22 protein-coding genes are annotated in these 25,063 nt (G+C 67.5%); 10 read left to right on the top strand and 12 right to left on the bottom strand.

Going from position 1 to position 25,063, the window contains the following annotated elements:
* Window positions 1-68: 68 nt before the first annotated feature.
* From C6Y44_RS07655 to C6Y44_RS07630, 6 genes are all read left to right on the top strand, one after another.
* Window positions 69-554, top strand: a complete 486-nt coding sequence (locus C6Y44_RS07655; protein ID WP_159418819.1) for a hypothetical protein — start codon at window positions 69-71, stop codon at window positions 552-554.
* Window positions 547-1,992: an MFS transporter gene (locus C6Y44_RS07650; protein ID WP_159418820.1), complete on the top strand. Its 1,446-nt coding sequence runs from the start codon at window positions 547-549 to the stop codon at window positions 1,990-1,992. The genes C6Y44_RS07655 and C6Y44_RS07650 overlap by 8 nt, the downstream gene beginning before the upstream one ends.
* Window positions 1,989-3,761 (top strand): ABC transporter ATP-binding protein, encoded by a 1,773-nt coding sequence (locus tag C6Y44_RS07645; protein ID WP_159418821.1) that lies wholly within the window; start codon window positions 1,989-1,991, stop codon window positions 3,759-3,761. The genes C6Y44_RS07650 and C6Y44_RS07645 overlap by 4 nt, the downstream gene beginning before the upstream one ends.
* Window positions 3,758-5,482, top strand: a complete 1,725-nt coding sequence (locus C6Y44_RS07640) for an ABC transporter ATP-binding protein (protein WP_159418822.1) — start codon at window positions 3,758-3,760, stop codon at window positions 5,480-5,482. The genes C6Y44_RS07645 and C6Y44_RS07640 overlap by 4 nt, the downstream gene beginning before the upstream one ends.
* Window positions 5,483-5,570: 88 nt before the next feature.
* Window positions 5,571-5,882: an antibiotic biosynthesis monooxygenase family protein gene (locus tag C6Y44_RS07635; protein ID WP_059382891.1), complete on the top strand. Its 312-nt coding sequence runs from the start codon at window positions 5,571-5,573 to the stop codon at window positions 5,880-5,882.
* Between the two features lie 174 nt (window positions 5,883-6,056).
* Window positions 6,057-6,950: a type IV toxin-antitoxin system AbiEi family antitoxin domain-containing protein gene (locus C6Y44_RS07630; RefSeq protein ID WP_059383048.1), complete on the top strand. Its 894-nt coding sequence runs from the start codon at window positions 6,057-6,059 to the stop codon at window positions 6,948-6,950.
* Window positions 6,951-7,119: 169 nt separating this feature from the next.
* Here C6Y44_RS07630 and C6Y44_RS07625 read toward each other — a convergent pair whose 3' ends face one another.
* The 6 genes from C6Y44_RS07625 to C6Y44_RS07600 are packed head-to-tail and all read right to left on the bottom strand — an operon-like array spanning window position 7,120 to window position 13,888.
* A complete protein-coding gene (locus C6Y44_RS07625; protein WP_159418823.1) occupies window positions 7,120-8,601 on the bottom strand; it encodes a sodium:solute symporter family protein in 1,482 nt (493 codons plus the stop codon).
* Window positions 8,602-8,622: 21 nt separating this feature from the next.
* On the bottom strand, window positions 8,623-9,654 hold the full coding sequence (locus C6Y44_RS07620; RefSeq protein ID WP_159418824.1) for an isopenicillin N synthase family dioxygenase: 1,032 nt from the start codon (window positions 9,652-9,654) through the stop codon (window positions 8,623-8,625).
* Window positions 9,651-10,418, bottom strand: a complete 768-nt coding sequence (locus C6Y44_RS07615) for a hypothetical protein (protein WP_159418825.1) — start codon at window positions 10,416-10,418, stop codon at window positions 9,651-9,653. The genes C6Y44_RS07620 and C6Y44_RS07615 overlap by 4 nt, the downstream gene beginning before the upstream one ends.
* Window positions 10,415-12,385, bottom strand: a complete 1,971-nt coding sequence (locus C6Y44_RS07610; protein WP_159418826.1) for a 5-oxoprolinase/urea amidolyase family protein — start codon at window positions 12,383-12,385, stop codon at window positions 10,415-10,417. The genes C6Y44_RS07615 and C6Y44_RS07610 overlap by 4 nt, the downstream gene beginning before the upstream one ends.
* Window positions 12,386-12,392: 7 nt before the next feature.
* A complete protein-coding gene (locus C6Y44_RS07605; RefSeq protein WP_159418827.1) occupies window positions 12,393-13,043 on the bottom strand; it encodes an urea amidolyase associated protein UAAP2 in 651 nt (216 codons plus the stop codon).
* Complete coding sequence (locus C6Y44_RS07600) at window positions 13,040-13,888, bottom strand: urea amidolyase associated protein UAAP1 (RefSeq protein ID WP_059382894.1); 849 nt, start codon at window positions 13,886-13,888, stop codon at window positions 13,040-13,042. The genes C6Y44_RS07605 and C6Y44_RS07600 overlap by 4 nt, the downstream gene beginning before the upstream one ends.
* Window positions 13,889-14,062: 174 nt before the next feature.
* Here C6Y44_RS07600 and C6Y44_RS07595 point away from each other — a divergent pair, with 174 nt between their 5' ends.
* Complete coding sequence (locus C6Y44_RS07595; RefSeq protein ID WP_080968286.1) at window positions 14,063-14,749, top strand: TetR/AcrR family transcriptional regulator; 687 nt, start codon at window positions 14,063-14,065, stop codon at window positions 14,747-14,749.
* Here the strand turns inward: C6Y44_RS07595 and C6Y44_RS07590 are convergent.
* Together C6Y44_RS07590 and ctaD are read right to left on the bottom strand one after the other, a co-directional pair.
* The gene (locus C6Y44_RS07590; RefSeq protein WP_159418828.1) at window positions 14,646-16,217 is read right to left on the bottom strand and encodes a flavin-containing monooxygenase; all 1,572 of its coding nucleotides are present in this window, start codon (window positions 16,215-16,217) and stop codon (window positions 14,646-14,648) included. The two genes, C6Y44_RS07595 and C6Y44_RS07590, sit on opposite strands and share 104 nt — an antisense overlap.
* Before the next feature lie 59 nt (window positions 16,218-16,276).
* The gene (gene ctaD / locus C6Y44_RS07585) at window positions 16,277-18,025 is read right to left on the bottom strand and encodes an aa3-type cytochrome oxidase subunit I (protein WP_159418829.1); all 1,749 of its coding nucleotides are present in this window, start codon (window positions 18,023-18,025) and stop codon (window positions 16,277-16,279) included.
* A gap of 267 nt (window positions 18,026-18,292) precedes the next feature.
* On the opposite strand from ctaD, the gene C6Y44_RS07580 reads away from it, so the two are divergent.
* From C6Y44_RS07580 to fadD1, 3 genes are read left to right on the top strand one after another with little or no spacing between them, the layout of a single operon-like run.
* A complete protein-coding gene (locus tag C6Y44_RS07580) occupies window positions 18,293-19,645 on the top strand; it encodes a flavin-containing monooxygenase (RefSeq protein ID WP_159418830.1) in 1,353 nt (450 codons plus the stop codon).
* Complete coding sequence (locus C6Y44_RS07575; RefSeq protein WP_159418831.1) at window positions 19,627-20,535, top strand: alpha/beta hydrolase; 909 nt, start codon at window positions 19,627-19,629, stop codon at window positions 20,533-20,535. The genes C6Y44_RS07580 and C6Y44_RS07575 overlap by 19 nt, the downstream gene beginning before the upstream one ends.
* 53 nt (window positions 20,536-20,588) lie before the next feature.
* Window positions 20,589-22,157, top strand: a complete 1,569-nt coding sequence (gene fadD1, locus C6Y44_RS07570) for a fatty-acid--CoA ligase FadD1 (protein ID WP_159418832.1) — start codon at window positions 20,589-20,591, stop codon at window positions 22,155-22,157.
* A 108-nt stretch (window positions 22,158-22,265) separates the two neighbouring features.
* Here the strand turns inward: fadD1 and C6Y44_RS07565 are convergent, their stop codons facing one another.
* The 4 genes from C6Y44_RS07565 to C6Y44_RS07550 all read right to left on the bottom strand — a co-directional run bounded on the left by C6Y44_RS07565 (window position 22,266) and on the right by C6Y44_RS07550 (window position 25,050).
* Window positions 22,266-22,991, bottom strand: a complete 726-nt coding sequence (locus C6Y44_RS07565; RefSeq protein ID WP_159418833.1) for a hypothetical protein — start codon at window positions 22,989-22,991, stop codon at window positions 22,266-22,268.
* A gap of 144 nt (window positions 22,992-23,135) precedes the next feature.
* Window positions 23,136-23,654 carry a hypothetical protein gene (locus C6Y44_RS07560; RefSeq protein ID WP_159418834.1) on the bottom strand — a complete coding sequence of 173 codons (519 nt, stop codon included), beginning with the start codon at window positions 23,652-23,654 and terminating at the stop codon, window positions 23,136-23,138.
* A complete protein-coding gene (locus tag C6Y44_RS07555; protein WP_159418835.1) occupies window positions 23,651-24,508 on the bottom strand; it encodes a ParA family protein in 858 nt (285 codons plus the stop codon). Before C6Y44_RS07555 ends, C6Y44_RS07560 begins: the two co-directional genes overlap by 4 nt.
* Before the next feature lie 98 nt (window positions 24,509-24,606).
* Complete coding sequence (locus C6Y44_RS07550; RefSeq protein WP_225623746.1) at window positions 24,607-25,050, bottom strand: hypothetical protein; 444 nt, start codon at window positions 25,048-25,050, stop codon at window positions 24,607-24,609.
* Window positions 25,051-25,063: the final 13 nt, after the last annotated feature.

The following is a 25,063-nucleotide window of genomic DNA, read 5'->3' as shown; positions in this document are numbered from 1 at the left end:
TGACCACTCTTACGCCGTAAGACTAGCATCGCCGACGTAAGTCATACACCGTAAGAGAGGAGTCCGGCATGACCGTCCATACCGAAATTCGTACGACGAAACGCCGGCCCAACCTTGTCCAGGCCCTCACGATCGGCGCGTGCCTGCAGATCCTCTGCATCGCACTCCCACTGCTGGACGTGTGGATGATCGGATCGATCGAACAACACGTACAGAACGCATATCCCGAATGGGGACCCGACAATGTGAACCTCGACCGGAACGCGATCGCCGGGTACCTCGTGATCGTGGGCGTCCTCGGCCTGGCCGGTTGGCTCGGCGCGCTGTGGAGCGCGAAGAAGGACGTCGCAGTCCGCGCGGTGGTGACGACACTGTTCGTGGTCGGAACGTGCGTGCTGCTGTTCGACGTCGGATACGCGGGCGAACACTACGACCCGATCGTCCCGCTGTGGCTGGGCGTCACCCTGCTGGTGATCCCACTGCTGCCGGGGATCACCGCGGTCATGGCCGCCTGGGTCCTGCCCCCGACCGAAAGGGCCGACCGGCATGACTGACGCAACGAGGCCCGGATACACCCTTGCAGCCGTCGCAACGGTGCAGTTCATGGTGTCGCTGGATCTGTCCGTTGCGAACATCGGACTCCCCCGGATCACCGAGGGGTTGCACTTCGATCCGGTGGGCGCGACGTGGGTGATCCACGCCTACGCACTGTTCTTCGGCGGTCTGCTCCTCCTCGGAGGACGCGCGGCCGATCTCTACGGGCACAAGCGCACTCTCCTCGTAGGACTGGGCGTGTTCGGCCTCGCCTCGCTGCTCGGCGGGTTCGCTGCGGTACCCGGCCACCTCGTCGCCGCACGAGCGATGCAGGGTGTCGGGGCTGCGGCCCTCGCGCCGGCCGCGTTGGCACTGCTGTCGTCGACCTTCTCCGAGGGTCGCGCCAGGGTCCGTGCCTTCGGGATATGGAGCGCCATGAACGCCGGAGGTGCCGCCTTCGGTCTCGTCCTCGGCGGCGTCCTCACCGAATACGCCGGGTGGCGGTGGGTCATGTTCGTCAACGTGCCCATGGCGGCTGCAGCACTCGCACTGACCTGTCTGGGCGTGGGAGCCGACGGAGTACCCGCGCGGCGCGGTCGCCCGGACGTGCTCGGCGCGATTCTCGGCACCGCAGGAACGACAGCCCTGGTGTTCGCACTCGTACGCACCGACCATCACGGGTGGACCTCGACGATCACGCTGGTCACCCTCGCCGCGGCGATCGCCCTCCTGGTGGTGTTCGTCCACGTCGAGCGGACCACCCGCCGCGACCCGTTGATCCCGCTCGGCCTCTTCACCAATCGGTCGGTGAGCGGGGCGAACGCCTTCAACCTGCTGGTGGGCGCCACCATCGGGTCGGCGTTCTATTTCGTCTCGCTGTATCTGCAGCAGGTGCTCGGCAACAGCCCGGCCGCCACGGGGTTGATGACCCTGCCGGTGGCCGTGGGCGTGATCGCCGGATCGGTGGTCGCCGTCAAGCTCGGCTACCGCGTGGCAGCACGCACACTCCTCGTGGCCGGTGGACTCGTCAGCGCGTCCGGGTTCGCATGGTTCGGTCTGATCAGCGCCGACGGATCGTTCGTCACCGACGTTCTGGGACCGGCCGTCGTCGTCGGCATCGGTTTCGGACTCTGCCTCGGTCCGGTGGTATCGGTCGCAACTTCGGGGGTGGCCACACACGAGATGGGCACGGCCTCCGGACTTCTCAACACGTCGCGGCAGATCGGCGCGTCGCTCGGACTCGCCGTTCTCGGTACCGCTGCACACCACCGCATCGGTACGCTCGCGACGCCCGAGAGCATGAACAGTGGCTACGCACTCGGATTCGCCTTCGGTGCAGTGCTTCTCGTCGTCGCTGCCGTGATCGCATTCACCGTTCTCCCCCGGACCGGCGCGCCCGCCGAGCCTACCGGCGACGTCGCCCCGAACCGAAGACCGACGAAAGCGCGGACATCATGACATCCACCGAAACATCCTTCTCCGAAAGGGACTCGGCATCGCGGCGAACACTGTCGTCGCTGCTACGGCCGTTCGTCGGCAGGTTCACCGCGAGCGTTGCCCTACAGGCCGCGGGCGGTATCGCGGGTCTCGTTCCACTTCTCGCCGTCGCCGAGGTCGGCCGAACCCTCCTCGCGCCGGGACCGGTCGACCAGTCCCGCGCGTGGACCGCCGTCGCTGTCGGCGCACTCGGACTCTTCGCCCGGCTCGTCCTGACATCGATCGGATCCGGACTCGCACACGGCCTCGACGGCTCCGTGCAGTTGGCGTTCCGCCGCGAACTCGCACGTCACCTCGGCCGGGTCCCGATCGGCTGGTTCTCCCGCCGCCGGACCGGCGAACTCGCGAAGGTCGTCGGCGACGACGTCTCCGCCGTGCACCCGTTCATCGCGCACACGCCCGGCGAGATGGTCAACGCCTTCCTCGTTCCGGCCGTGTCGGCGGTCTACCTGTTCACCGTCGACTGGCGGCTGACGCTGATCACCATGATCCCGATCGTCCTGGCCATGTCGCTGGTTCTTCTGCTGTCCACGGCGACCCGACGCCGGGAGCAGGAGGAGTTCGACGAAGCGATGGGACGCATCGCCGATGTGGTCGTCGAATTCGTGAACGGCATCTCGGTCGTGAAGGTCTTCGGGAACGCCCGCCGGTCCCGGAACAGATTCGTCTCGGCGGCAGACGATTTCGTCTCGACCTTCACCCGATGGGTCCGCGGCGTGTCCGGCGTGGCAGCGGGAATGCAACTCGCCCTCTCACCGCCGTTCGTGCTCCTAACCGTGTTGATCGGCGGTTCCATCCTGATCACGGGCGGCAGTATGCCCGCGGCGGATCTGCTGCCCTTCGTGCTCCTCGGCGTGGGGCTGACCGCCCCGATCGCGGCGTTGGGCCACGGATTCGACGACATCCTGGCCGCCCGGCGCGCCGTCGAGCGGATCCGGGAGGTGCTGGACGTGCCACCGGTGCCGGAACCCGAGCGGCCGGTTACGCCGACCGGGCACCGGATCGACCTGCACGACGTCCGGTTCGGCTATCCGGATGCGCACGAGGTCCTCCGGGGCATCGACCTGACCCTGGAACCGGGGACGGTCACCGCGCTGGTGGGTCCGTCCGGCAGCGGGAAGTCCACCCTGGCGAAACTGTTGCTGCGCTTCTTCGACCCGACCCACGGCACGATCACCCTCGGTGGCGTCGACCTGCGGGAGGTCGGAAGCAGGACGCTCTACCGCACGATCTCGTGTGTCTTCCAGGACGTTCGCCTGCTGCGCGCGTCGATCGCCGACAACATCGCCCTGGCCGTGCCCCACGCCGACCGCGACGACGTGGTCCGCGCAGCCGTTGCGGCCGACATCCACGAACGGATCGTCGAACTGCCCCACGGATACGACACGATCCTCGGCGAGGAGGTCGAACTGTCCGGCGGGGAGAGACAACGCCTGTCGCTCGCTCGGGCACTGCTCACCGATGCACCGGTGCTGGTGCTCGACGAGGCGACGGCCTTCGCCGATCCCCGGACCGAAGGTGCGATCCACGCCGCCCTCGCCCGTCTGCGCGGCAACCGGACCATCCTGACCGTCACGCACCGCTCGGAGACGATCACCGGGGCGGACACGGTCGTGGTTCTCGAGGACGGGGCAATCGTCGAACAGGGATCACCGGAGGACGTTCTCGTCCGTAATGGCTCCCTGTACCCATCCGTCGGTTCCGACCTGCAAGGAAGCAGAGCACGATGATCACCACACTGTTCCGCACACTCGGACGCGAACACGCCGGCCCGCTGCGCCGGACTCTTGCGCTCATGGTGGGATGCGCGATCGCCGAGGGGTTGTCGTACGCCTTCCTCGTCCCGGTGCTGCGCATCCTGTTCGGGGACACCCCCTCGGACATCGGACCCTGGCTGATCGGATTCGGAGCGTCGGTCGCCGTCTACGCGGTGCTGCGCTACGTCAGCGACCTGTCGGGCTTCCGCGTCGGTACCTCCCTGCTGCGCGGCGTCTATCACCGACTGGGCGACCAACTCGTACGGTTGCCGCTCGGCTGGTATCGCGCCGACCGGGTCGGCGAACTGTCGGCGACGGCGAGTCGCGGTGTCCTGCAATCGATGAGCGTGATCGCCCACATGCTCGCGCCGTTCGTCTCGGCGTGCCTGACCCCGCTGACCATCGTGGTGGTGATAACCGCCTACGACCTGCGGATGGGTCTGGCGGCCGCTGCCGCGATCCCCGTGGTGACGGCGGTGCAGCTGTGGTCGGCACGCGCCACCGCGGCGACCGATGCCGAACGGGCCGCACGCGATCACGAGGCCACCGCTCGCGTCGTCGAATACCTCCAGGCGCAGCCCGTTCTGCGTGCAGGCGGACGAACCGCCGAACGTTTCCGGCTGCTCGACGACTCTCTCGACGGTATCCGGCGCGCATCGCGACGATCGACGATCGCAGCCGTGCCGGGAATGGTCGCTACGACGGTGACCGTGCAGACGGCGTTCACCGCCCTTCTGGCGCTGGGCACCTATCTCGCGATCGGCGGGGACCTCGCAGTGCCGGACATGCTGGCACTCGTCGTCCTCGCAGGCTGTTGCGCCGAACCGCTGTTGTCACTGTCGGAGATCGGCGGGAAGCTGCGCGCCGCCCGCGGCGAACTGACCCGACTGGACGCCTTCCTGAGCACCCCTCCCCTCCCCGAGCCGGCTCGTCCGATGCGACCGCAGGGTCACGACATCGAGTTCGACTCGGTGGTCTTCCGTCGGGACGGTCGCGCGGTGATCGACGGGTTGTCGCTGGCGGTGCCGCAGGGCCGGCGGTTCGCGGTGGTCGGGCCGTCCGGCGCCGGGAAGAGCACGCTGCTGCAACTGCTCGCACGGTTCCACGACGTGGATGCGGGCTCCGTGCGCATCGGCGGTGTGGATGTGCGGGACATCGCGACCGACGTGCTGATGTCGCAGATCGCAGTGGTCTTCCAGGACGTCTACCTGTTCGAGGGGACCCTCGAGGAGAACGTGCGACTCGGACGTCCGGATGCGACCGACGACAAGGTGCGCGCCGCCGGCGCCGCCGCGGGACTGGACGAGGTGATCGAACGCCTCCCCGACGGCTGGTCGTCGCGGGTCGGTGAAGGCGGCGCGATGTTGTCCGGTGGGGAACGGCAGCGGGTGTCGATCGCGCGAGCGCTGCTCAAGGATGCGCCGATCGTCCTGCTGGACGAGACGACGTCCGCCCTGGACCCGGAGAACGAGGCGGTCGTCCGCGCCGGATTGGAACGACTCACTGCGGGACGGACGGTGCTGATGGTCGCGCATCGGTTGCACACCGTGCGCGACGCCGACCGGATCGTGTTCCTGGACCGGGGACGGATCGTCGAGCAGGGAACCCACGACGAACTGGTGCGTCGCGGCGGTCGCTACGCGCAGTTCTGGGAGATGTCGGTCGGGGTGGCTTCACCGGTCCGCGCATCGTGAGCGGGCACGGACCGCAGGTTCTCGACAGGGTGTCGTTATAATTTCCGAGGGCTCCCGGGTCCGCCACGACTTCTCAGAAAGGGTCACCGTGTACGTCATCACCAACCGCATCGACGTTCCTGCCGACACCACCGAAGCATTCGAAAAGGTCTTCGTCGAGAGCATGCGTTCGACGCTCGACGGAGTGCCGGGCCTCAACCGCACGACGCTGATGCGTCCCGCAGCCGACGGCCTGCCCTATGTGTCCACCATGGAGTTCGATTCCAAGGACGACTTCCTCGCATGGCTGCGTTCGGACTCGTTCAAGGCGTCGCACTCGGACGACCAGGCGCCGGGCATGCAGGCACCCTCCGCGGTGGAGCAGCACACGCTCATCGAGGACATCGTCTTCGAGAAGTAGAAAAACGCGCCGAACCGGGATTCGCCGCCGCTGTAGCACGCGCGAACCTCGGTTCGGCGCGTCGACGCCCTTCGAACTCCGGTTTGTCCCCAACCCCACGATCGATCCACAGGTGCGCCGGATCGGGAGGTCGTGGCGGGTTCGGTGGGTGTCGTCCCGCGCAGGATCGTCGTCGTGACAGATCCGAACATCCTCACCAACACCTCGCTCACCGTCGCGGGTCTCTCGGACACCGACATCCGCACTGCCGTTCGCACCGGCGCACTCGTACGGGTCGGGCGCGGCTGCTATCTGCACCGTTGCGACGTCGACGCCCTCGGGCCGGTTGGCGTCCACCGTGTCCGTGCCCGACATGTCGGAGCGACCCTCGGCCCCGAAGAAGCACTCAGCCACACGTCGGCTGCAGCCCTGCACGGCCTCGAACTCTGGGATGTCCCGCTCGATCTCGTCCACATCTCCCGGCCCGCTACGCGGCGCGGTCGCGTCACTTCTCAGATCCATGTGCATCCGACCGAACTCGGTGACGTGGCGGTCGTCGACGGAGTGTCCGTCACCTCGGTCGCACGGACCGTCGTCGACCTTGCACGCACGCTCCCGAAGGAGCAGGCCGTCATTGCCGGTGATTCCGCGCTTCGTCTGCATCCCGGAATGCGTGAACAGGTTTCACGCGAGCTGGTCGATGCCCGCACTCGCCACGGACTCGCCCGCGCCCGCACGGTGGTGCCGTTCCTGGACGGTCGCAGCGAGAGTGCGGGCGAATCGCTGTCGCGTCTACGCATTGCGGAAGCAGGACTGCCGCGACCGATCCTCCAGTACGAGATCGTGGGCGGAAACGGGCGACGCTACCGCGTCGACTTCTTCTGGGAGAACGGCGTCGTCGGCGAGTTCGACGGGCGGATCAAGTATTCCGATCCGCGCGATGTGTTCGACGAGAAGCTCCGGCAGGACGCGATCCGCGACGCAGGCTACGAAGTGGTGCGCTGGACCTGGGCGGAATTGGAGCGGTTCGACGTCGTGGCGGAGAGACTCCGGCAGGCTGCGCGTCGCGCTGCGAAGCTGACGCGCTGAACCGGGGCTCGCCCCGCGTGTTGCGGTAGCAAGCCCCGGTTCGGCGTGCGGACGACCGTCGACGGAAACGGATCGAGGTTCCGACGTGGAGATCCCGCACAAAGGCTGACGCGATGAACCGGGGCTCGCCCCGCGTGTTGCGGTAGCAAGCCCCGGTTCGGCGCGCGAACTACACCGCGACCGGCTGCTTCGCGGGGACGACGACGGGTTCCGGCACCGTGATCGTCGGGACCGGACGGCGCACCAGCGCGACGGTCACGTATGCGACCAGCGAGACCAGGAAGCCGAGGAAGGTCGTCCAGCCGTCGACGCTCGAAGTGACCAGAGAGTTCGGGATGTACAGCAGGGTGTTGTCGACGCCGTAGATCGTCGGGGTGAGGACGAAGAAGCCGGCGCGCACCGTGATGCCGGCGATCGCTGCGGCGGCCACGGCGCGACCGTCACCGCGCGACCAGAACAGTCCGAGGATGAACGGCACGACCAGCGAGGCGAGCAGCAGGTCGAAGGTGAGGGTGAGCAGGATGCCGGTCTGCGGGACCCGCAGGGCGACAAGGGCACCGAAGGCGGCCATCGGGAGCATGAGCAGGCGGGTGGCCTTCATGACGTCCGACGACATCGCGGCGTTCTCGCCGCCGACCCGGAAGACATTGCGCACCAGAACCGTCGCGGTGGACAGCAGCACACCACTGATCGTGGTCAGCGAAGCCGTCACCAGACCGGAAAGCACAAGGATCGACAACCACTGCGGCGTGTACTCGCCCAGCAGAACGTAGAGGATCGGGGCGTCGGCTGCGCTGTCGCCGACGATCGACACGGCTGCGAGGGCGACGAAGGAGAGCGGCACGCACAGAACGAGAATGCCGGTCGCCGCAGAGAAGCAGGCGCGCTGCGCAGCGATCGGGGACTTGGCGGAGAACACGCGCTGCATCAGGTCGATCGCGACGAGGTTGCCGAGACCGAGAGCGACGATGGTGGCCCAGTTGATCGCGGCCCCCTGTGCCGGATCGGTGAGCTGGCCGAGATCGCCGATGCCGAGTCCGTCGCCGTGAGTGAAGCCGGGGCCGAACGCGACCCACGCGAGCAGCGAGACGATGCCGACCCCCATCACCGCGAACTGCACCATGCCGGTGTAGACGCTGGCGAACATGCCGCCGGCCATCGTGTAGGCCAGCACGAACGGGATGATCACCAGCACCGCTGCCGTGTAGTTCAGTCCGAGGAAGTACTGGAGCAGGTAGCCCAGGGCGACGAGGTTGCCGGCGAGGAGGATGCCGAAGCTGCCGACGGTGAGCACGGATGCGGTGACCTCGGTGCCGCGGCCGAACCTGCGAGCGAAGAACTCGGGCAGGGTCACGACGCCGGTGGCCCGCAGACGCTTGGCGAAGAACAGTCCGACGAGTAGCACGCTCAGCGCGACACCCAAGGGCATCGCCGCGCCGGCCCAGAAGCCGAATCCGGCCGCGAGGTCGGCGGAACCGAGGGTCGCATTGGAATCGATGACCTGCGACATGAGCAGGACGGCCAGGACGGGGGCACCCAGGGAACGACCGGCGAGAAGGAAGTTCCCGGCCTGTCCCCGGACCTTGCGAGTGGAGTAGAAGCCGGCCCCGAGAAGTACGACGAGGCACACGGCGACACCGGTGATGATCATGGCAGCTCCGTATGGAGAAGGTCAGACGGCAGGAGCGCTGCGTTGGGCTTCGCGTCCGAGCGAGTAGAGGGGGCGTGCATTGTCGGGAAGGGTGATCTCGCCCGCGGCGAGCCGCTTGCGGAGATAGGTGAAGCTCTGGGCCGTCTGGGCGAACAGGTGCTCGCCGGCAGTGACTCCGCCGTAGCGCGGTCCGTCGGCGTCGACGAACCTCTCCAGCGGCTCGACCCGGGTGTCGTGGTCGACGTTGAAGAACAAGGGGAACGAGTAACGTTCCTCGGCAACCTTACGCACCCGATGTGACGTCGCTGTAAATACTCCGTTGGTCCAGATCTCCAGCAGGTCACCGATATTCAGGACGAAGGCATCGTCGCGGTAGGGCACGTCGATCCAGTCGCCGTCGGCGTTGAGGACCTCGAGTCCCGGTGCCGTTGGGAGCAGAAGAGTGAACACCTCGTAGTCGGTGTGGGCACCGATGCCGGGACGGTCCGAGGCGTCGGGATCGTAGGGATAGTGGATCATTCGAAGTTGAGCAGGCGGCGTGGTCACATAGCGGTCGAACCGATCCGCCGGCTCGCCGAGCGTTTTGGCGAAGGCGCGCAACAACACACGACCCAGAGCGAAGACGGCTTCGTAGTATGCATTCGCGGGCTTGTCGAAGTCCGGCAGGTCGGGCCACTGGTTCGGGCCGAGCAGCGGATTGCCGGCGACATATTCGGGATGATCGGAGGGAAGGTCGATCGACAGGTCGAACGCTTCCTTGTGGTCCGGCGTGGCACCGGCGAACACTTCCTCACCGGGCGGCACATAGCCGCGGTGGTTCGTGGAATTGCCGATGTACACATCCATTTTCGCTTTGTCGGGAAGAGCGAAGAAGCGTTCGGCCGCGTCCTTCAATCCGCCGACGAGGATGGGATCGACACCGTGTCCGACGATCTGCGCGAAGCCGACCTCTCGTGCGGCGCGCCCGAGTTCGGCGACGACGGCGTCGCGTCCGATTTCATCGCCGGACACCAGTGCATGCACATCGACGACGGGAATGCTCGTGAACGTCATGCGTCGCTCCTCGGGGTCGAGTCGACCGAACGCCATCTCCGGGTGACGGGCGTTCCATCGAATGCTGTGTCTCGGGTACGGATCTCGTGACCGAAGACGGGCTGGAGTTTGCCTCCGGCTCGGAACGGAAGGGTCGATGCGGCGATGGTCCACCGGTCGTCCTCGATGCGGCCCACCGCGATCTCGCAGTCCAGCAACGCTCGGGCATCCGACACCGTCGCTGCGCCGAGGATCTGCTCGACCAGCGGTTCGGATCCGATCGCACGATCGCGACCACGCCCGAACGCGAAGCACTCTCCGACCCGCACGAGCACTGCGGTAGCTCCGGTCTCGACGTCCTCGAGGAGATACTCCTCGATGTCGGGCGAGACATCCGTGATGCGCCAGTGCTCGGTGTACTCCTCGAACACACCGTGTTCGACGAGCGTGTCGGCGTCGAGGGTCGCCAGGGTGCCGGCATCGGGCGTCGGTCCGAGCGGATGGAACGACACGGCCCGTTCCCATTCGACATGTTTGCTGCTGTCGAGCAGCCGGCCGGCGAATCCGTCCTGGCTCGCGAGAGCGACGAGGTCGTCGATCTCCATCTCGGCGAGGGCAGGAGCCGTCACCGTCGGTAGTGTCGCCGGTCGTCGCAGGTCGCAGTACAACCGCTCACCCTGCAGCCACGTGACGCGGGTGGTGGTGTCCGGGATGGCTCCCGGCCGAGCCAACAGTGTTCGCTCGAACTGGGTTCCCACCGGACGGATCCGTTCGGCGACCGTCATACGCCGTTCGCCTTCCACCGCGCGCGCTCCTGGCCGAAGGCGACGGACTGCGTCGCCTGGAACTCGCTGATCGAAGCAGCGTTGTCCGCGAGGAACTTCCGGTGCGCGGCGAGGGAGAAGGTGCCGTCGGTGATCTCCACTCCCCCACCGCGACCCGCAGCGAGATCCGCTCGCAGATCGAGCAGTTCGTCGGGGTCGACGGGGTACCACGAGATGCGGTCGAAGAAGCGCAGCAGCCACGGGGTGCCGTCCTCGAACGGGCCGGCGGGCTGCGGGTGCCGGTGATTCCACACCTGGGTGGTGCGGCCGACGAACTGGTAGCCGCCGGGGCCCTCCATACCGTAGATGCACAGGTAGGCGCCGCCGATGCCCACGGCGTTCTCCGGAGTCCAGGTGCGGGCGGGGTTGTACTTGGTGGTGACGAGGCGGTGCCGCGGGTCGAGCGGCGTCGCGACCGGGGCGCCGAGGTAGACGTCGCCGAGGCCGAGGACCATGTAGTCGGCGGCGAAGACGGTGTCGAAGACATCGGCGACGGTGTCGAGGCCGTTCATGCGGCGGATGAACTCGATGTTCCACGGGCACCACGGGGCGTCGGAGCGCACGCCGTGCATGTAGCGCTGGATGGCCTCGCGGGTCGCCGGGTCGTCCCAGGACAGCGGGAGTCGCACCTGCCGGCTGGGGACCTCGAGTTCGTCACTGTCGCCGATGGTGTCCTCGACCTCGCCGAGCAGGCCGAGCAGGGTCGGCACGGGCAGGACGTCGGGGTCGACCTTGACCTGCAGCGACCGGATTCCCGGGGTGAGTTCGAGCAGACCCGCAGGACGGTCGGCGTCGAGGCGCTGGTGCAGCGCGTGCACGCGGGCCCGCAGCGCCAGGTCGAGGGTCATGTCGCCGTACTCGACGAGGACGTTGTCGTCGCCGCTACGACGGTAGGTGACGGCGGTGTGGCCGTCGCGGCGGGTGAGCACTCCGTCGTCACCGTCGCCACCGGCCGAGGTGACCAGCGACAGTCCGGCGCGACGCGCGACGCCGAGTTCGCGGCGGGAGGCGGTGTGCTGCGACTTCACGGGCACGAACCGGACCGTGTTGCCGGGAGCGAGCTGGCCGAGCTTCCAACGGTCGGCGGCCACGACGGTCACCGGGCACACGAACCCGCCGAGGCTGGGACCGTCGGGGCCGAGCAGGATCGGGGTGTCGCCGGTGAAGTCGAGTGCGCCGACGGAGTAGGCGTTGTCGTGGATGTTCGACGGGTGCAGGCCCGCCTCGCCGCCGTCGGTGCGCGCCCATTCGGGCTTGGGGCCGATGAGCCGCACGCCGGTGCGGTCGGAGTTGAAGTGCACCTCGTAGTCGGTGGCGTAGAGGGCGTCGATGTCGGCGCGGGTGAAGAATTCGGGTGCGCCGTGCGGACCTTCGGTGACCGCGATCTCCCAGCGCGTGCTCAGTGCGGGCACGTGCTCGGACGGGACCGGGGCACTCGTGCCGGGAGCGGTCTCCCCGACGACGAGGACGTCACCCTCGCGCAGCGTGCGACCCTCGTGACCGCCGAACGTTCCGAGCGTGAAGGTCGATGCGCTGCCGAGGAATTCGGGGACGTCGAGACCACCGCGAACGAGGACGTAGACACGCAGCCCCGGCCCGGAGACAGCTCCGACGTCGAGCAGGCCGCCCGCCGGGACGGTGACCGGGCGCCACTGCGGGACGGCGGCCCCGCCGACGCGCACGGTGACGGGCGCACCCGTCACGCACACCTCGGTCTCCTCCGTGAACCGCAGGGCGGGGCCGGCCATGGCGGTCTCGAGGCCAGGGGCGCCCTCGTCGTTGCCGAGCGCGACGTTGCCGAGGCGGAACGACAGGTCGTCCATGGGGCCCGAGGGCGGCACACCGATCTGCCAGTAACCGGTGCGTCCGGGATAGTCCTGGACGGTGGTGAGCATCCCGGGGCGTTCGACGGTGATCTTGGTGGTCATGGCTTCCTCACTCCCCGCGGGTGACGATCATGCGGACCGGCGTGGGGTCGAAGCCGTTGCACGGGTTGTTGATCTGAGGGCAGTTGGAGACGAGGACGAGCACGTCGCGCTCGGCGCGGATCGCGAGTCGCTTGCCGGGTGCGGACAGGCCGTCGACGATGCCGAGGGTGCCGTCGGCCTCGACCGGCACGTTCATGAAGAAGTTGATGTTGGAGACGAGGTCGCGCGTGCCCAGTCCCCACTTGGCGCCTTCGATGAGGAAGTTCTCGACGCAGGCGTGCTGGTGCTTGGTGTGGTGCCCGTAGCGGAGGGTGTTGGACTCCTGCGAGCAGGCACCGCCGACGGTGTCGTGGTTGCCCACCTCGTCGGCGACGAGCGTCATCAGCGGCTCACCGTCGGCGTCGCGCAACACCGAACCGGTGGAGAGGAAGAGGTTCTGCTGGGCGGCCACGGTGGCAGCGGCACTGTAGCGGCGGGTGTGGTCGGCTGCGTCGTAGACGAGGGTGTCGACCGCCTGGTTGCCGTGCAGGTCGACGATGGTGAGGACGTCGCCGGCGGCGACGACGGCCGACCACGGGCCGCGGAGTCCGACGATCTCGTCGAGGACGACGCGACCGGGAACGAGGGCGAGGTCTGCGGTGTCGGCGGTGATGGTCATCGGCGGATCTCCGTTTCGGACGTGGCGGCGGCCCAGGCGTCGTCGGTGTTGAGCACGGCGCGCTGGTACTCGGGGTCGGTGTTCGGCAGCGAGTTCAGTTCGCCGGGTGCTCGCCAGGCGAGGACTTCGAGGCTGCCGGTGGTGAACTCGGGATTCGGGTCGAGCGGGTGTGCGGTGTTCGCGATCAGGGCGATCACCGGCAGGTGGATCAGCAGGTCGACGGCGGCACCGGGACCGGCGTTGCCGGTGCTGACGAGGCTGCCGTCCTCCTCGACGCGGACACCGTGGAAGAAGGACAGTGAGGGCGGCAGGTCGCGCGGTTGCAGGTCGTGCTTGGCGGCGGCGACCGTGAACAGTTCGCGACCCGCAGGAGAGCTCGAATGAAGCGATCCCTCACCGTATTTCGCAGTGTTCCCCGCGACATGAGTGGTGCCGCACAGCGCGTCGTGGCGTCCGGAGGTGTCGGCGACGATCGTGGCGAGGACGCGGCCCTGATCGGAGAGCAGTGGGTGCCCGACACCGAGATAGGCCTGCCACGGCACCTTCACCGTGTCGGCGACGTTGAGCCGCTCGTGCGGGGCGTCGGCGCGGAACAGCAGGATGTTGGCGCAGGCGGTGCCGTGGACGTCCCGCAGGCGCAGGCGGGTGCCGCGGGCGAGGACTTTGCTGGTGTAGCGGCCACCGGGGACGGTCTCGGCCCAGGTCATCGACGCTGCGCGACCGCTGGGCGGAGCCGGCCACGACGATGCCGGGACGATCGGCATGGCGTCGGTGACGGTTCCTGCCTGCGCTCGGGCATGGGCGCGAGCAGCGTGCGTGGTGGCGGTCGCGAGGGTCTCGGTCATGGTGCTCCGATCGGCGGTCCGGGGAAACTGTCGATCGACAGTTTTCCCATTGCGCATCTTCGGGGAATGTCCACGGCGTAACGAGTCCGTGACGCGTGTTTCGTACGTGTGACGAAAACTTCACGCACGAAGACCGTGATGCTGCAGCACCTTTCGTCGTGTCACAGTGGAGGGGTGACCCATGCAGGACCAGGACGCCCCCGCCTCCACGCCCCGCGACGGCCCGGGCCGACCGCGCGTGCCGAGATCCTCGACGCCGCTGCGGAGCTGTTCACCACCCGCGGGTTCTCCCCCACGTCGACACGCACGATCGCCGAGGCGGTGGGGATCCGGCAGGCATCGCTGTACAACCACTTCGCGACGAAGAACGACATCCTCGTGGCGTTGCTCGAGGACACCGTCGAACCGACCCTCGATTTCGACGACAATCTCGACCCCGCGCTGCCGCCCGAGGTGCGCCTGTGTGCGCTCGCCTGGTTCGATACGGCCCAGTTGTCCGCGGGCAGATGGAATCTCGGTGCGCTCTACCACCTTCCGGAACTTCGCACCGAACCGTTCGATCGGTTCCGGGAGGAACGTCGGCACCTGATGGAGCGCTACCGGATCCTGGCGGCGCAGATCGTCGGCGACGGCGATCCTCGCACCCATCTGCCGTTCCGGATCGTCGAATCGGTCATCGGCATGCGGGCCGACGACGGCGACGTCGATGCCGGGCTCCCCGAAGCGCTGGCGACGGCGTCGCTGACGGTTCTCGGCGTCAGCGACGTTGCGGCGGTGACGAGCGCTGCCCGGGCACTCGTGGTGGGGGTTCCCGGCGACCTGCTGGGCTCGATGAACCCGCCGGCTCGGCCACCCGCGTGAAACGCAGGGCGGGATCGTCGACCGGTTCGCGGCGCAGCCGTCTGCGGTCGAGATAGTAGTTCTGCTCCATCGACCACGGGCCGCTCTCCCCGGATGTGGGGAACACGTCGGCCGAGCGCCGGAGATAGTTCGACGTGAGATCCCAGAACGGCCCTCCGCCGACGGCCGGATCGTCGCAGATCGGGGTGACGACGTCGTAGCCCTGGTCGTCCATGTGGTCGAGCAACCGGCACAGATGATGGCCGGTGAGGTCGACCTTGAGGGTCCACGACGAGTTGGTGTAGCCGAACGCGAAGGCGAAGTTCGGCACGCCGGTGAGCATCGTCGCCTTGTAGGTGACGCATTCGTGCCAGTCGACCGGGACGCCGTCGACGTCGACGTCGATCCTCCCGAACGGCACCAGTTTCAGGCCGGTCGCGGTGACGATGACGTCGGCCTCGATCTCGCGCCCCGATTCGAGGGCGATCCCCGTGGGTGTGAACCGGGCGATCCGATCGGTGACCACCGATGCCTCGCCGGTGGCGATGGCATGGAAGAGGTCGCCGTCGGTCGCGACGCACAGACGCTGATCCCACGGGTCGTAGGACGGGTTGAAGTGCACGTCGACGGGATAGTCGTCGGGCAGCACGCTCGTCATCCGCAGACGCAGGAGACGGCGGAAGAGGTTCGGCGCGCGCCGGCTCGTCCGGTACATCTCGTGCAGCAGGCGGATGCTCAGGGAACGAACGGCGCGGTCGGCCGCTGATGTCGGGAGTGCGCGTCGCAACGCGTTGGCGACCTTGTTCTCCTTCGGCCATCCCAGGACGTAGGACGGGGAGCGCTGCAGCATCGTCACGTGCTCGGCGACGCCGGCCAGGGCGGGGATGAGCGTCACCGCGGTGGCGCCACTGCCGATGACGACGACGCGTTTGCCCGCACAGTCGAGATCGTCGGGCCAGTGCTGGGGATGGACGATCGTGCCGCGGAAGTCGTCGCTGCCTTCGAACTCGGGGCTGTACCCCTCGTCGTAGTCGTAGTAGCCGGTCGCGGAGAAGAAGAACGAGCAGGTCACCGTGAGCGTGGTGTCGTCGCTCGTGCGCAGGAGCGTGACCGTCCACCTGCCGGTATCGGACGAGAAGGACGCACCGACGACGCGGTGCCCGAGGTGCAGGTAGGGACGGAGTCCGTGTTCGTCCACCGTCTCGTGGAGATAGCCGAGGATCTCGCCGCCTCCGGCGTACGCGTGCTTCTTCCGCCACGGCTTGAACTCGTACCCGAGGGTGTGCAGGTCGGAGTCGGAGCGCACACCGGGATATCGGAACAGGTCCCATGTGCCGCCGAGCGCGTCGCGTGCCTCGACGATCGCGAAGCTCGTCCCCGGTCTCTTCGTCTTCAGGTGGTAGGCCGTGCCGATGCCGGAGATACCGGCGCCGACGATCAGGACATCCACCTCGGCGGGCACGCTCCCGCCGGGTTCGACTGCGGTCATGTTCGCTCGACTCCGTCCTTCGGCGGGGTTCGTTCGATGCGCGGAGCTATCGCGGTCGATCACTCCCGGGGGGTGTCGCCCGGCGTGCGGTCGGCGCCCTCGAGCACGTTCACCTCGTGCTTGTCGCTACCCGGACCGACATGCGCTTCGGCGCGCATCTTCTCGACCATGTCGGGATAGTGCAGCTCGAAGGCAGGGCGCTCCGAGCGGATCCGCGGCAGCTCGTAGAAGTTGTGCCGCGGCGGCGGGCAGGTCGTCGCCCATTCGAGCGAGTTGCCGTAGCCCCACGGGTCGTCGACCGTGACGACCTGGCCGTAGCGGTAGCTCTTGAAGACGTTCCACACGAACGGCAGCGTCGAGGCACCGACGATGAACGCACCGATGGTGGAGATCGTGTTCAGGGTGGTGAACCCGTCCGAGGGCAGGTAGTCGGCGTAACGACGCGGCATGCCCTCGTTACCGAGCCAGTGCTGCACCAGGAAGGTGGTGTGGAAGCCGATGAAGGTCAGCCAGAAGTGCCAGCGGCCGAGCTGCTCGTCCATCAACCTGCCGGTCATCTTGGGGAACCAGAAGTAGATGCCGGCGTAGGTCGCGAACACGATGGTGCCGAAGAGCACGTAGTGGAAGTGCGCCACCACGAAGTACGAATCGTGCAGGTGGAAGTCCAGCGGCGGGCTCGCGAGGATGACACCGGTCAGACCACCGAAGAGGAAGGTCACGATGAAGCCGACCGCGAAGAGCATCGGTGTCTCGAAGGTGATCTGGCCCTTCCACATCGTGCCGATCCAGTTGAAGAACTTCACACCGGTCGGGACGGCGATCAGGAAGGTCATGAACGCGAAGTACGGCAGCAGCACCGCACCGGTGGCGTACATGTGGTGCGCCCACACGGCGATGGACAGCGCGGCAATGGCGATGGTTGCGTAGACGAGGCCGCTGTAGCCGAAGATCGGCTTGCGGGAGAAGACGGGGAAGATCTCCGAGACGATGCCGAAGAACGGCAGCGCGATGACGTACACCTCGGGGTGACCGAAGAACCAGAACAGGTGCTGGAAAAGGATCACCCCACCGGTGGCGGGGTCGTAGATGTTGCCGCCGATCACACGGTCCACGAAGGCGCCCATGAAGGCGGCGGCAAGCAGAGGGAAGACGAGGAGCACGAGGATCATCGTGATGAAGATGTTCCACGTGAAGATGGGCATCCGGAACATGGTCATGCCCGGTGCGCGCATGCACACCACGGTGGTGATCATGTTGACGCCGCCGAGGATGGTACCCAGACCCATGACGATCAGGCCGAGGAACCACAGGTTGCCGCCGATGCCGGGTGAATGGATCTCGTCGGCCAGCGGCATGTAGGACGTCCAGCCGAAGTCGGCGGCGCCGCCGGGAGTGATGAACGCGAAGGCCACGGTCAGTGCTCCGAACAGGAACAGCCAGTAACTGAAGGCGTTCAGTCGCGGGAAAGCGACGTCGGGAGCACCGATCTGCAGCGGCAGGATGTAGTTGGCGAATCCGAACACGACCGGCGTCGCGTACATCAGCAGCATGATGCCGCCGTGGTTGGTGAACAGCTGGTTGTACTGCTCGTTCGACAGGAACTGCAAGCCTGGCACCGCGAGCTCCGCGCGCATCAACAGGGCGAGCAGGCCACCGAACAGGAAGAACGCGAACGAGGTGAAGATGTACATCAGCCCGAGCGTCTTCGGGTCCGTGGTGGTGATCAGGTCATGGAGGACCGCCCCCTTGGACTTCGCTCGCGGCGGATAGGGCCGCGTGGGCTTGACGGGAGCGACAACCGCGTTCATCGGGCCTCCTCGAGCCGCCGTGCGGCGGCAACGGTGCGGCGCGGACGGGATCGACGCGCGCGACGATCACCACCCGCGATGCTGCAGGTGCACCCAGAGTATGCGTTCCATCACACCTACGCACCGGGTTCGCGGACCGAATTACGACGCGACGACGGGGCGAGCGGAACGTCCCGTGTACACGGAGGAGAACGTGTTCTACATTGTGACCGTCGTCACTGTAGGTCGTCGCTCCGATCACCTGCACCACCGCGTCGAAGGGACACCATGTCGGCACCTACCACCGCGGTCATCGGCGCCGGTATCAGCGGGTTGACCGCGGGAAAGATGCTGTGCGACTACGGGGTGCCCTACACCTGCTTCGAGAGCTCCGACCGTGTGGGCGGCAACTGGGCCTTCGGCAATCCCAACGGCCACAGCAGCGCGTACCGCTCGCTGCATATCGACACGTCGAAGCACCAGCTGTCGTTCAAGGACTACCCGATGCCGGAGTCCTATCCCGACTTCCCGCACCACACGCAGATCAAGGAGTACCTCGACGGCTACACCGACGCCTTCGGACTGCGGGGGAACATCGAGTTCCGTAACGGCGTCCGGCACGCACGACGGCGGCCCGAAGGCGGATGGGAACTCGACCTCGAGGACGGCAGCACACGCGCGTTCGAATTCCTCGTCGTCGCCAACGGTCACCACTGGGATCCCCGAGTGCCGGAGTTCCCCGGGCACTTCGCCGGCGAGTCGCTCCACTCCCACCACTACATCGACCCGCGCACCCCGATGGATTTCGCGGGCAAGCGCATTCTCGTTGTGGGGCTCGGCAACAGCGCGGCCGACATCGCCGTGGAGTTGTCGTCGAAGGCGCTGCAGACCGAGGTGACGCTGTCGACGCGGTCGAGTGCGTGGATCGTCCCGAAGTACATCGCCGGCCGGCCGGCCGACAAGTTCTACCGCACCGTTCCGTACATCCCGATGTCGTGGCAACGGAAGGTCGCGCAGTGGGGCCAGCCGCTGCTGTCGGGACGTCCCGAGCGGTACGGGCTGCCCACCCCGAATCACAAGTTCTTCGAGGCGCACCCCACGCAGTCGGTCGAACTGCCACTCCGTCTCGGCTCAGGCGACATCGTCGCGAAACCCGACATCGAACGGTTCGACGACCACACGGTCCGTTTCGTGGACGGAACGTCGGCGGAGTTCGACGTCGTCATCTACGCGACCGGGTACAACATCACCTTCCCGTTCTTCGATCCGGAGTTCCTCAGCGCACCCGACAACCACATCGCGCTGTACAAGCGGATCTTCGCGCCGGGCATCCCCGACCTCGCCTTCGCCGGTTTCGCTCAGGCCACGCCCACTCTGTTCCCGTTCGTCGAATGCCAGGCGCGACTGATCGCGGCCTATGCGATCGGCCGCTACGCCCTTCCGTCCGAGGACGAGATGCGTCGCGTCATCGTCGAGGATCAGCGCAAGTTCACCGGGCACATGCTCGACCGCCCTCGGCACACGCAGCAACTCGACTATTTCGCCTACGAGTTCGACATCCGGACGCGCGAACTGCCCGCCGGAATCGCCCGCGCCGGGCGGGTATCGAAGGAGGACGCCTCGTGCACCCGCGTTCACTGACCTTCCCCTCCGGGGGCGAGAGGGTCCACGCCTGGCACTTCACTCCCGGATCCGACGTGCTCGACAGCGCCGACGGGGCGCCGGTCGTGGTCATGGCCCACGGGCTGGGCGGGACGAAGGACTCCGGGCTCGCCCCGTTCGCCGCGCGGCTTGCCGCTGCGGGCATGCACGTGCTCGCGTTCGACTACCGAGGATTCGGTGAGTCCGGAGGCACCGACCGACAGCGCGTCGACGTCGCGGGCCAGATCGCCGACTACCGCGCGGCCGTCGCCACTTCGCGTCGACTGGACGGGGCCGATCCCCGTCGCACCGTGTTGTGGGGCGTGTCGTTGTCGGGCGGCCACGTCCTGTCCGTCGCGGCCCAGGACCGGGACGTCGCGGCCGTCGTGTCCATGACACCTCTCGTCGACGGACCGGCCGCGGGGGTTCTCGCCGCACGGCATCACGCGCCCTCTGCGCTCGCCCGCTCGACGGCGACAGGTCTCCGCAGCCGGGTGGGATCGATTGCGCGGCGCTCGTCGACCACCATCCCGATCGTGGGGCCACCCGGCACGGTCGCCGCCCTGTCACTGGACGGCTACCACGAGGACTATCTCTCCCTGGCCGGCCCGACCTGGCGCAACGAGATCGACGCCGACGTCGTGTTGTCGCTCGGCACCTACCGTCCCGCGCGACACGCGTCGTCCGTCTCGTGCCCGGTTCTCGTCCAGATCGCGGACTTCGATCGCAGCGCTCCCCCGCACGCCGCGGCGCGCGCAGCCTTCCGCGCTCGCGCCGAGGTGCGTCACTATCCGTGCGACCACTTCGACGTGTGGCCCGGCAAGGACTGGTTCGACCGGGCCGTCGAGCATCAGATCCACTTCCTGACCCGACATCTCGCTGCGCAGTAACCCCGAGGGATCCGCCTTCCCGGATCCCCTCCCTTCGCACATCCGAGGTAGCCATGGCAGAGACCGTCCAGCAGGCACTCCGCGACCTGATCGAGAACGACACCGCGGCCATCGTCCACGACACCGGCAGGTGGACCTGGCGTGAGCACCTGCAGGAGGCGTCCGCGCAGGCGGCGGCACTGCTGTCGCTGATGGACCACGACCGGCCGGTGCACGTCGGAGCACTGCTCGGCAACACCCCCGCCTTCCTCCACGCGATCGCCGGGGCCGGGCTCGCGGGGTTCCCGCTCGTCGGCATCAACAACACCCGACGCGGAGAGGGCCTGGCACGCGACATCCTGCGGGCGGACTGCCGGATCCTGCTGACCGACGCCGAGCACGCCCCACTGCTCGACGGTCTGGATCTCGGCGACGTCATCGTCTTCGACGTCGCGAGCCCGGAGTGGCGGGCACTCGTCGACGGAGCCGGTCCGCTCGAGCCGTACCGGGAAGTCGGCCCGACCGATCCGTTCATGCTGATCTTCACCTCGGGGACGAGCGGGGATCCGAAGCCGGTGATGCTCGCCCACATGATGGTGTTGTTCTCGGGCGGCACCCTCGTACCGCGGTTCTCGATCACGAGCGACGACGTCGTCTACCTGTCGATGCCGTTGTTCCACTCCAACGCGATCCTCGCCGGGTGGTGCGTGTCGCTGTGCAGCGGCGCGGCGATGGCACCGGCGTCGTTCTCCGCCTCGCACTTCCTCGACGACGTGCGCCGCTACGGCGCGACCTACATGAACTACGTCGGCAAGCCCCTCGCGTACATCCTCGCGACCGTCGAAGGGCCCGACGACGCCGACAACCCTCTTCGGGTGGCGTTCGGCAACGAGGCCACCGACCGCGACATCGAGGAGTTCGGCCGGCGCTTCGACTGCACCGTCTGGGACGGTTTCGGGTCGACCGAGGCCGCGGTGATCATCACCCGTGACGAGGGCACCCCACCCGGATCGATCGGCCGAGGACTGCCGGGTGTGGACGTCTACGATCCGGAGACCCTCACCCCCTGTGCCCACGCGGAGTTCGACGACAACGGCGCCTTGATCAACGCCGACAAGGCCGTCGGTCAGCTCGTGAACACGCAGGGCGCCGGATTCTTCACCGGCTATTACAACGACGAGGCCGCTACGAACGAATGTCTTCGTGGCGGCATGTTCTGGTCGGGAGATCTCGCCTACAAGGACGCGGACGGCTGGATCTACCTCGCCGGTCGCACCGCCGACTGGATGCGCGTGGACGGTGAGAACCTCGCCGCCGCCCCCATCGAGCGGATCCTCCAACGGCTGCCGCAGCTGAGTCGCGTCGCCGTCTACGGTGTGCCCGACGAACACGTGGGCGATCAGGTCATGACCGCGATCGTACTGCGCGACGAGACGTCGCTCGTCCCCGAGGAATTCGAGAAGTTCCTCTCGGAGCAGGCGGACCTCTCCCCCAAGGCGTGGCCGAGATACGTACGGATCGCTGCGGATCTGCCCACCACCGCCACCAACAAGATCCTCAAGCGCGCACTCGAGAAGGAAGGACCCACAGCGGGCGATGGCGTGCTGTGGGTCCGCGAGAACGAGAAGTACGTCGTGGCCTGACGCTGTGGAGCGCGAAACGGTCGTCGGCGCGGGATTTTTCGCGCTCCTACGACCGTCTCGCGCTCTGCTGTCTCAGCGCTCGTCGAAGTCGCTATCGGGAGTGCGTTCTCACCTGAGGATCTCGCTCCGCCAGAAGGTGTCGCCGTCGGGGACGGTCTCGTGGTCGTCGAAGAAGGTGACGAGCGCCCGTGCGGCTGTCGCGGCGTCCGGGAATCGGCGCCCCTCCATCGGTCCCCGGGTGATCTCGAGCGTCCCCGAGGCCGGATCGAGGCGCCCCTGCACGCGATACCCGCCGATGTCCGCCACCACTGCGCGCCGCTCGTCGACGACCTCGGGTTCCGCGACCGTACGTACGGCCGGACGTTCGGCGCGGACCCGCGCTGCCGGCACCGGTGCCGCGTCGTGGTCGGGATCCTTGACGGTGTCGAGACCGAGCAGATCCCAATGATCGTGACCGTGAACGACGTTGCTGCGCTGGATGGGATGGCTGCCGGTCGGGGTGCGGCCGGGTCGGTCGGCGAGCCAGAGGGCGACCTCCTCCTCGATTCCCCCTTCGATGTCGTCCGCGTCCACCACGTAGAACTCCGGTGCCGCGGGTGCGAGATCGACGAAGACCCAGTGAGACACGCCCGCACCGTCGACAGTGGCAACCCCGTCGCGGCGGCGCGCGAGCCACGGACCGCTCGCCGTCGAGCACACCCGCACCACACGTTCGGATCCGTCCGCGCCGTGTACGCGCACGTCCCGCTGTCCGGGAATCGGTTCGGCCCGGCCGCCGCGCGCCAGAACCTCGGCCACGAAGGCCACGACTCCCTGTCGAACGATGTCCCCCATATCGACTCCTCTTCTCGGTGCACACATCGAGCGGCGACTCGGGATCGACGCACGATGTGCCCACGCCTGCGCAGTCTCGTCGAGACCGGAGGCATGGTGCGACCATACGTTGCTAAAAGCAGAAGAAGAACCGTCTGTGACCGATCACCGGAAAGCATCACCCTTCGTGGTGAGCGCCTTGACCCGTTCGACGATGCGGTCCTGCAGCTTGGAGGGGGTACGCCAGCGCATCGCGAGTTTGTCGTAGTCCATGGCGTGCTCGGCGATGATGTCCTTGAGTTGTTCGACCCCGAGGGTCGACAGCTGCTCCCGCAGAGTCGCCTCCCCGCTCTCGCGGAACACCACGAACGGGTCGAAGGCCCCGGGTGCGCGACGGCTGCGACGCGCAGACGTCCGGGCTGCGGCGGGGCGCGCAGCAGGAGCGGGAGCGGCAACGGGTGTCGGGGCACTCGGGTCTGCGGTGACCGAGAGCGCTCCCGCGAGTGCCTTCGCGAAGCGCGGCGTGCGTGCGGCCTCGTCGGCGATCACCTGGACGAGAGCGACGAGCGCGCCGGCCGTGCCGGGGGCCGCCTCGTCGAGACGGAGCAACGCCGAGCTCGCCTCGCCGATGCGCACCCGCAGACGCGCCTGTGCCATGTCGATATCGGGGCCGGGATTCGTCACAAGTACACCTGCGCATTCATCATGATCGTCTCGGTGAGGATTCGCAGTGCGTCGTACTGACCGGTGTTGCCGTACTTGCGCTTGAGGGTGCCGTAGGGCACGAACTCGGCGGACGCCGCGATCTGGTTGGCTTCGGGCACCCAGGCGGGAACGACGTTCGCGATCCGGGGGTCGCGCTGGAGCTGTTCGATGATCGTGCGGTGCAGATTCGAGGCACTGCGGTACTTCGTGATGACGAGGCCGATCTCCCGCACCGTGTGGCCGGTCCGCTTCGCGAATTCCTGGATCTTGGTCTGCAGCGGCGGAATTCCGTAGGTGGACAGGATGTCGGGAATCGTCGGGATGAGATAACCGTCGGCGAGACGCAACCCGTTGAGGGTGAGGATCCCGAGATTCGGCGGGCAGTCGACGAGGATGTAGTCGTACCGGTCGGCGATGGGCCGGACAGCGGAGAGCAGTACCTCGACGGGACGATGCGAGCCGGGATCGGCGTACTGCTGGTGGGTGAGGCCCTCCTGGATGTCCATGAGATCCAGCGACGACGCGAGCAGGTCCAGATCGCGCACCGCACTCACGGGCGAGACGCCCTTCTGGACGGCCTTCTCGATGTCGAACGCGTCGGCGTCGGGCGCGATCGCCTTGTTGAAGAGCGTCTTGAGAGTCAGACCGAGCTCGTTCAGTTCGCGCCAGCGCTCCTCCCCCACCATCATCGTGGTGAGGTTGGTCTGCGGGTCGAGATCGATCATGAGCACCCGCTGCCCGAACTCCGCCGCCATGAATTCGCCCAGAGCGGCCGTCGTCGTGGTCTTGCCGACGCCACCTTTCAGGTTGATCGTCGCGATTACCCGTGCCACCCCACACCTCTTCGGGAAAGAAATTCATTACTCGATATCGCGAGCAAAACTACCCGAAGGCGGACATACGAGGCAGCAGCCGGGTGGCAGCTGCCGGATCAGCGGCCCCTCGACTCGACCGCGAGACGGGGCATGCCGGCAAGTTCGTCGGGCGTGACGTACGAATCGGAGGTCGCGAAACCGCTCAGGTACAGCGGCGGCTCGCGGTCGGCGACCGCGCGCACGATCTGCCCCTCCGAGACGAAGACGATGAGCCCTTCGGCATCGGATCCCGGCATGTTCCGCCAGGTGACTCCGGGGGTGTGCATCACGCGGTTGAGTTCGCTCATCAGCACCGGGACGCGGAAGTAGTACATCCGGTCCCACGACTCGACACCCGCTGCGGCCGCGACCTCCCCGAGCGTGCGGGACTGTCCGGAGACGAGCACCGATTCGAACTCGGCCTCGAGCTGCGGGTCGTCGACGACGGACACGCTCGTCGCCCCCGAACAACCCGAGACCCCCAGCGCCGCAGCGACAGCCAGCGCAAAACCCGTACGCACGAACCGCGACGCC

Origin of the sequence: Rhodococcus rhodochrous, assembly GCF_014854695.1 — a bacterium.
Taxonomy (GTDB): Bacteria; Actinomycetota; Actinomycetes; order Mycobacteriales; family Mycobacteriaceae; genus Rhodococcus.
Note: the sequence above shows the minus strand (reverse complement) of the source record. Positions and strands in the feature narration are given on the sequence as shown.